The sequence below is a fragment of the Micromonospora sp. KC213 genome, from assembly GCF_004348325.1.
Classification (GTDB): Bacteria; Actinomycetota; Actinomycetes; order Mycobacteriales; family Micromonosporaceae; genus Micromonospora.
The window spans coordinates 1-4279 of record NZ_SMKF01000284.1; the positions used below are offsets into that span (position 1 = coordinate 1).

Here is a 4279-nt window from a genome sequence, read left to right on the forward strand (position 1 = left end):
CCACCACGCCGCCCCCCACGACCACTCCCCCGCCGGCCGGTGGCTGCACCGTGACCTACACCCCGAACACCTGGTCCGGTGGCTTCACCGCCGAAATCCGGATCGCCAACCGGGGGGCCGCGATCAACGGCTGGACGTTCACCTTCCAGCCCGGGGCCGGCGTCCGACTGAGCGGCGGCTGGAACGGCGAGTGGAGCCAGGCCGGTGACCGGATCACCGTGCGCAACGCCGCCTGGAACGGCAGTCTGCCCACCGGCGGCACGGTCAGCGTCGGCTGGCAGGGCACGTTCACCGGCGCCACCCTGCCCGCCCCGTCGGCGTTCAACCTCAACGGCACCGCCTGCTCCTGATCGCACCTGCCGCCCGGTCCGGCTCATCCGGACCGGGCGGCAGCCGCTTCCCATCCTGCCGATGATCGCTCGACCGAGAACCGGGCGCACGTCAGTGCTGGACAGCTCAGCAGTGGCAGTCCCCCGGCGTGTCGCGCCCAGCCGTCACCGTCGGGCGTGAACGGGCGCCGTCACGGCGAAGGCATTCCTCGACCGGTCCGGTTATCCGGCCGGGCCAGGGGAACGCCGGTGGTCGACGAAGGAGGATGAGATGACCAGACCCTCAGCCCCGATCGCCCCTTGGCGTCCCGGGATGCCGGGCGGCGACAACCTCCCGTCCGGGCCGACCGGACAGCCGACCGCAGCCCGCGGTGACGGGAGCGGCCCGCAGGCGCAGACGCCCACGGTGACGATCGGGTCGTACCCGGACTATCCCTCCGCCCAGCGGGCGGTGGACTACCTGGCGGACAATCGCTTCCCGGTCGAGCACACGGCGATCGTGGGGACGGACCTCACGCTGGTGGAGACCGTGCTCGGCCGGCTCACCACGGCCCGGGCCGCGTTGCTCGGCGCGGGCACCGGAGCCTGGTTCGGGCTCTTCATCGGCCTGCTGTTCGGCATCTTCACCGCCGGCAACTGGCTGGCGGTGATCCTCGTCGGGCTGGTGATCGGCGCGATCTGGGGTGCCGTGTTCGGCGCGGTCGCGCACGCGATGTCCGGCGGTCAGCGCGACTTCACCTCGGCCAGCTCACTGCGGGCCGGCCAGTACGCGGTGATCGTCGACGCCCAGCTGGCCGACCAGGCGCGTCAACTGCTGAACCGGATGCACCTGACGCCGACCGGCGCGACCGCCCGCTGAGGCCACCGCCACGACATCCCGGCGCCACGCGGCGCCGGGATGTCGCCCGTCCGGCCAACCCGGCCGGTCGGGTCGGCCGGGCCGGGCGGGGTGCCGCGTGCGAATGTTGATTTCAAATTCCGATGACTGAGGCTCATACCTGATGCAGCGGTCCGATACACTGCGCCACGAGTTGTCATTCAAATTTGAAAGGCTGCTACGCTGGCGGTCATGACGGAGAGTCTGGACGACGCACGGTTGGCCGGTTGGCGTGCGTACATCGAGGCGAGCCAGCGGTTGTACACCCGGCTGGAGGAGGACCTGCGTGTCGACAGCGGGCTCAGCTTCGCCGACTACCACGTGCTGGTCCTGCTCTCCGACGCGCCGGGGCAACGACTGCGGATGGGCGAGCTGGCCGACCGGCTGGTCTTCTCCCCCAGCCGACTGACGTACCAGATCTCGTCCATGCGGCGACGCGGCCTGGTCGCCCGCGAGGCATGTCCGCAGGACCGCCGGGGCAGCGAGGCGGTGCTCACCGCCGCCGGACTGCTCGCCCTACGCGAGGCCGCGCCGGGGCACCTGGCCTCGGTGCGCCGGCACCTGATGGACGACCTCGACGACCACGAGGTCGCCACCCTGACCCGGGTCTTCGCACGGCTGGGCCGGCGCCTGCGCGCCGACCGCGACGCGTCGTCCACCCCCAGTGAGTAAGAAGGAGTTCCCGATGCCCGCCATCACCGTCGACGACGTCCTCGTCCTGCCGCGCCTGCCCCGGCTCGGCGAGGCCACCCGCTACCGCCCGGTGCGCCGCCTGGTCACCGCTCCCAGCGGGTACGAGGGTGAGGGTTTCCCGGTCCGCCGGGCCTTCGCCGGGGTGCCGCTGACCGAGTTGGACCCGTTCATCCACCTGGACCAGATGGGCGAGGTGGAGTACGCCCCCGGCGAGCCTCGCGGGACGAGCTGGCACCCCCACCGCGGCTTCGAGACGGTGACGTACATGATCGACGGGATCATGGACCACCAGGACTCACAGGGCGGGGGCGGAACCATCACCAACGGCGACACGCAATGGATGACAGCAGGCACGGCTATGCCCATAGACACACATAGAGCCTGACTATGCTGAACGCTCAGCGCACGCTACGCTGAACGTTGTGAGCAACTTGCCCCTGACGGGTCCGCCCCTGGGTCGCCAACGGCTACGCGCGAGTATCTATGTTCGCCTGTCGAACGCCGCCGACGACTCGAACACGTCCCTAGAGAACATGATCGCCGAGTGCCGCGCCGTCCTCGCGCGAGAGAACTTCGAGGAGGTCGCACTTCACGTAGACGACGGAATCACCGGCGGCGTGCGCGACCGTCCCGAGTTCATCGCCTGGCTAGACGACGCCCGATATCAGCGCTGCGAAGTGCTGGTCGCGCACCACGTCGACCGCATGACCCGCGAGGGCCTGAACGTCGCCGCGATGATCCTCGACGTGCAAGAGGGCAAGGACCCAGCGACGGGCCGCGTCGTCCGCCCGCCTGTCCGGTTGATGGACACGAAGGGCGTTGACAGCAACGGCGGGATCGCGTTCCGCATGATGTTTGTAATCAAGGCCGAGACCGCCCGCGAGGAGCGGGAGCGAATCCGCGAGCGACTGGCGGGACGCGCGACCCGGCTACGCCTCGCCGGTCGTTGGCCCGGCGGCGAAGTGCCCTTCGGCTTCGAGATCGTTCCGAACGTCTGCGACGACGGGAAGGTTCGCGGGAAGACGCTCGCCAAATGCGAGAAGGAAGCGGGCGCGATCCGCGAAGCCGCGTCACGCATCCTGTCCGGGCATACCCTCGGCCGGGTCTGCCGCTGGCTGAACTACGAAGGCCCGCCGCCGCGTCGTGCCGCCCAGTGGTCCCGGGTCACGCTGCGACAGACACTCACCGGAGATCACATTCTCGGCCGCGTCACCGTCGGCGGCGTCGTCCAGCGGGACGCGGACGGTCACGCCTTCGCCCCGTTCCCGGCGATCCTCGACCTTCCGACCGTGGCCGCCCTTCGGAAGGCCCTCGCCCCGTCCGCCGACCACCGGAAGGCCCCCGGCCGTCTCCCGTCGCGCCTCGCGTCCCGCCTGGTCGAGTGCTCTTCCTGCCATCACTACCTGTACGTAGTGACCACCAAACAACGCTATGAAGTCGCCTCGGGCGAAGTCCGCGAGTCTGTGACGGTGGTTTACCGGTGCCAGCAAAAGGCCGACGGGAAGCGGTGCGACCGTCCCGTCATCGCTTCGGCGATCCCCTTCGAGCGCTACCTAGAACGCCGCTTCCTGGCCGACTTCGGCCATGCCCCAGCGTTCGAGGAGCGAACCACGGTCCCAGATGACGGAGCCCTCGCCGCCGTCGAGGAGGCACTAGCCGCGACCCTGTCTCAGCTCGCCGAGGCCGCGACTCCCGAGACCTTCGCGCGCCTGCAAAGCCTTCAGGCCGAGCGCGACCGCCTCGCCGAGCTTCCCAGCGAGCCCGTCACGGTCCGAGTCCCCACGGGCCGCACGCTGGCCGAGGAATGGCACGCCCGAGACGTCGAGGGGAAGCGCGAACTACTCGAATCCGCGTACGAGTTGATCCGCCTCCACCCCGGGAAACGTGGGGGCCGCGGGCACTTCGACCCGGCCCGCCTAGAACTGGTCGAGGCGGAAGGACTTCACGACCCCGACTTCTGATCCCGTTTACACGCCTCGCCCGAACGCCCTCGGCCACACGCCGGGGGCGTTCGCCGTGCGCAGGCGGTAACGCGGAGGTGACGCGGGGTGCTGAAGCGCGGCGCGGGAGTGACGGAGTGCTCCACGTAGCTACACTCCTATATTTCTCTCTCTAGACGACTCCTCCTCCTCTAGAGAGAGAAATAAGAGAGTGTAGCTACTGGGGTCACTTCTACACGCTCTGCATGATCGCCGAGCACCCTGGGTACGGCCTCCCACACGAGACAACCCTCGGGAGGCACCCGTGAAGTCCGCAGCCGCCGCCCTGACCCTGGCTCTCGCCCCGGTCGTCCCCATCCCGTCCGCCGACCCCCCGGGCGAGGCCGTGCGCGACCTCCTCGGCCGGACAGGCCGACTCATCGCCCCCACCTCGCCAAGTC

4 protein-coding genes and 1 pseudogene are annotated in these 4279 nt (G+C 69.7%); all 5 read left to right on the forward strand.

Translation table 11 applies throughout. The features are described from left to right. A partial coding sequence (locus tag E1166_RS29685; RefSeq protein ID WP_207914653.1) for a cellulose binding domain-containing protein occupies positions 1-350 on the forward strand: 350 nt, incomplete at its 5' end. A gap of 250 nt (positions 351-600) precedes the next feature. Then, complete coding sequence (locus E1166_RS29690; RefSeq protein ID WP_132343136.1) at positions 601-1188, forward strand: general stress protein; 588 nt, start codon at positions 601-603, stop codon at positions 1186-1188. A 210-nt stretch (positions 1189-1398) separates the two neighbouring features. After that, positions 1399-1878: a MarR family transcriptional regulator gene (locus tag E1166_RS29695; RefSeq protein WP_132343137.1), complete on the forward strand. Its 480-nt coding sequence runs from the start codon at positions 1399-1401 to the stop codon at positions 1876-1878. A 13-nt stretch (positions 1879-1891) separates the two neighbouring features. Next, a pseudogene (locus tag E1166_RS29700) lies at positions 1892-2279 on the forward strand (pirin family protein); the annotation flags it as partial. A gap of 42 nt (positions 2280-2321) precedes the next feature. Next, positions 2322-3860 carry a recombinase family protein gene (locus E1166_RS29705; RefSeq protein ID WP_132343138.1) on the forward strand — a complete coding sequence of 513 codons (1539 nt, stop codon included), beginning with the start codon at positions 2322-2324 and terminating at the stop codon, positions 3858-3860. Positions 3861-4279 lie beyond the last annotated feature (419 nt).